Genomic DNA, 2,919 nt, shown 5'->3' with positions numbered 1-2,919 from the left:
TGTGGCGCGTCTTCACGCCTTCCGGCTTGCCCCAGGGGCTCACCGGGGGACGGCCGCCGGAGCTGCGCCCCTCGCCGCCGCCCAGCGGGTGGTCCACCGGGTTCATCACCACGCCGCGCACCTTCGGCCGCTTGCCGCGCCAGCGGTTGGCGCCCGCCTTGCCGATGGACTGCTTCTCGTGGTCCACGTTCCCCACCTGCCCCACCGTGGCCATGCACTCGCGGCGCACCATGCGCATCTCGGTGCTGGGCATGCGGAGGGTCACGTAGTCGCCCTCCTTGGCCGCGATCTGCACGCCGGCGCCGGCCGAGCGGGCCATCTGGCCGCCCTTCCCGGGGCGCAGTTCCACGTTGTGCACCGTGGTGCCCAGCGGGATCTCGCTCAGCGGAAGCGCGTTGCCGGGCTTGATGTCGGCCCCGGAGCCCGCCACCACCGTGTCGCCCACCTGCAGCCCGCGGGGGTGCAGGATGTAGCGCCGCTCGCCGTCCTCGTACACCACCAGGGCGATGTTCGCGGTGCGGTTGGGATCGTACTCGATGCGCTCGACCTTGCCGGGCACGCCCGCCTTGTCGCGCTTGAAGTCGATCACCCGGTACAGCCGCTTGTGCCCGCCGCCCTTGTGGCGGCTGGTCACGTGGCCGTGGTGGTTGCGCCCGCCGGTCGACGAGATCTTCTCGGTCAGCGACTTCTCGGGGCGCCCCTTGTGGGTGACCTCGGCGAAGTCGTTGGTCTGCCGGAAGCGCGTTCCCGCGGTCACCGGCTTGAACTGCTTGGTCGGCATCTTACACCCCCTCGAAGAGCTCGATCGAGTCGCCTTCGGCCAGGGTCACGACCGCCTTCTTCCACGCGGCCTTGCGGCCGGCGTGGCGCCCCATGCGCTTCTGCTTCCCCGCGTAGCGCATGGTGCGGACGTCCTTGACCTTCACGCCGAAGTGCTTCTCGACCGCCTGGGCGATCTGGATCTTGTTCGCGTCCTTGGCCACCACGAAGGTGTAGGCGCCGAGCCGGTCGAGCTGGTCGTGGCTCTTCTCGGTCACCAGCGGGCGAACGATGACGTCGTTCACGTTCAGCTCAGGCATTCACCACCTCCTCGGCCTCGGCGGGGGCGTCGACCCCGGCGCCCTGCTTCACCGCGTCGAGCGCGGCCTGCTCGATCACCACCTGCCGCGCCACCATCACGTCGTAGGCGCTGGCCTGGGCGAAGGGCATCACCTCCACGTTGGGAAGGTTGCGCGCCGACAGGTACACGTTGCGGCTGGTGCCGTCGGTCAGGATCAGCACCCGCTTGGCGTCGGCCACGCCCACCTTCCCCAGCAGCTCGGCGAAGGCCTTCGTCTTCGGCGCGTCGGCCGAAAGACGCTCCACCACGGCGATCTCGCCGTTCAGCGCGCGCTGGTTGAAGGCGCTGCGCCGGGCCAGCGCCTTGACCTTGCGCGGCACGTCCTGGTGGTAGCTGCGCGGGCTGGGCCCGAACACCACGCCGCCGCCGCGCCAGTGCGGCGCGCGCGTGGAGCCCTGGCGCGCCCGGCCGGTGCCCTTCTGGCGCCAGGCCTTGCGGTTGCCGCCGGAGACCAGGCCGCGGGTCTTGGTGGCGGCGGTCCCCTGGCGCTGGTTGGCCAGGTACGCCTTGATCGTCTGGTGCAGCGCGGCCTCGTGGACGCGCCCGTCGAACAGCTCCTCGGGGAGCTGCACGTCGCCGGACTGCTCGCCGGCGGCGTTGAAGAATCGTGCGGTCAGCATCGTTGGGGCCTCACTGCTTCTGGACGAAAACCACGCCGTTCACGGGCCCCGGCACCGCGCCGCGCACGTACAGCAGGTTCTTCTCGGCGTCCACCTTGGCCACCAGCAGGTTGCGCACGGTCTGCTGCTCGGACCCCATGTGCCCGGGCATGCGCTTCCCCTTGATGACCCGCGACGGGTTGGTGCCCGCGCCGATGGAGCCGGGGGCGCGGTGGATGCGGGTGGCGCCGTGGCTCGCGCGGCCGCCGCCGAACCCGTGGCGCTTCATCACGCCCTGGAAGCCGCGGCCCTTGGTCACGCCGGTCACCTTCACCCGGCCGCCCTTCTCGAAGCCGTCGACCGTCACGGTCTGGCCGACCTCGGGGGCGCCCTCCTCGAAGCGGAACTCCTTGAGCACCGCCGGGGCGGCCTCGAGGCCGGCCTTCAGCGCGTGCCCCTTCTCCGCCTTGCTGGCGCGCGTGTCCTTCTGCCGGCCGAAGCCGAGCTGGACCGCGGCGTAGCCCTCCTTCTCCTGCGTCCGCACCTGCACCACAGGGCAGGGCCCGGCCTCGATGACGGTCACCGGCACCACGGCGCCGGACTCGTCGAAGATCTGGGTCATCCCCAGCTTGCGTCCGATGATTCCTGACATGTGCGCCTCCTCAGTCCACCTTGATCTCGACGTCCACACCCGCCGGCAGATCCAGCTTGGTGAGGGCGTCGACGGTCTGCGGGCGCGAGTCCAGGATGTCGATCACACGCTTGTGCGTCTTCAGCTCGAACTGCTCGCGGCTCTTCTTGTCCACGTGCGGCGACCGGTTGACGGTCCACCGCTGCACGCGCGTGGGAAGGGGGATGGGGCCGCTGATGGTGGCCCCCGTCTTCTCGGCGGTGCGGACGATGTCGGCCGTGGTCTGGTCGATCACCGCGTGATCGAAGCCCTTCAGCCGGATTCGGATCTTGCCTGCCATGGTGCTCTCTTCCAGTCGGTTGACGGTGTTCTCAAGCGGAGCGGAGGCGGTGCGCGTCGGCGACGCGCCCGCCTCCCGCCAACCGGCTTCAGTCGATGATCTCGGTGACGACGCCGGCGCCCACGGTGCGGCCGCCCTCGCGGATGGCGAAGCGCAGCTCCTTCTCCATGGCGATGGGCGTGATCAGCTCCACCGTCATCTGCACGTTGTCGCCCGGCATCACCATCTC

6 protein-coding genes are annotated in these 2,919 nt (G+C 70.4%); all 6 read right to left on the bottom strand.

From position 1 onward, the window contains the following. The coding region (gene rplB, locus VF092_29440; protein HEX6751452.1) for a 50S ribosomal protein L2 at nt 1–781 on the bottom strand (781 nt) is incomplete at its 3' end. Nucleotide 782: 1 nt separating this feature from the next. Next, nucleotides 783–1,079 carry a 50S ribosomal protein L23 gene (rplW, locus tag VF092_29435; GenBank protein ID HEX6751451.1) on the bottom strand — a complete coding sequence of 99 codons (297 nt, stop codon included), beginning with the start codon at nt 1,077–1,079 and terminating at the stop codon, nt 783–785. Next, nucleotides 1,072–1,740 carry a 50S ribosomal protein L4 gene (gene rplD, locus VF092_29430; protein ID HEX6751450.1) on the bottom strand — a complete coding sequence of 223 codons (669 nt, stop codon included), beginning with the start codon at nt 1,738–1,740 and terminating at the stop codon, nt 1,072–1,074. Before rplD ends, rplW begins: the two co-directional genes overlap by 8 nt. 10 nt (nt 1,741–1,750) lie before the next feature. After that, the gene (rplC, locus tag VF092_29425) at nt 1,751–2,371 is read right to left on the bottom strand and encodes a 50S ribosomal protein L3 (protein HEX6751449.1); all 621 of its coding nucleotides are present in this window, start codon (nt 2,369–2,371) and stop codon (nt 1,751–1,753) included. Nucleotides 2,372–2,381: 10 nt separating this feature from the next. Continuing rightward, complete coding sequence (gene rpsJ, locus VF092_29420; protein HEX6751448.1) at nt 2,382–2,690, bottom strand: 30S ribosomal protein S10; 309 nt, start codon at nt 2,688–2,690, stop codon at nt 2,382–2,384. Nucleotides 2,691–2,778: 88 nt separating this feature from the next. Further along, the coding region (gene tuf / locus VF092_29415; protein ID HEX6751447.1) for an elongation factor Tu at nt 2,779–2,919 on the bottom strand (141 nt) is incomplete at its 5' end.

The organism is Longimicrobium sp. (assembly GCA_036377595.1).
Classification (GTDB): Bacteria; Gemmatimonadota; Gemmatimonadetes; order Longimicrobiales; family Longimicrobiaceae; genus Longimicrobium.
Note: the sequence above shows the minus strand (reverse complement) of the source record. Positions and strands in the feature narration are given on the sequence as shown.

Bases quoted from the DNA above. Each gene is read 5' to 3' on its own strand.
- rplW (HEX6751451.1), bottom strand. From the start codon at position 1,079: ATGCCTGAGCTGAACGTGAACGACGTCATCGTTCGCCCGCTGGTGACC.
- rplD (HEX6751450.1), bottom strand. From the start codon at position 1,740: ATGCTGACCGCACGATTCTTCAACGCCGCCGGCGAGCAGTCCGGCGAC.
- rplC (HEX6751449.1), bottom strand. From the start codon at position 2,371: ATGTCAGGAATCATCGGACGCAAGCTGGGGATGACCCAGATCTTCGAC.
- rpsJ (HEX6751448.1), bottom strand. From the start codon at position 2,690: ATGGCAGGCAAGATCCGAATCCGGCTGAAGGGCTTCGATCACGCGGTG.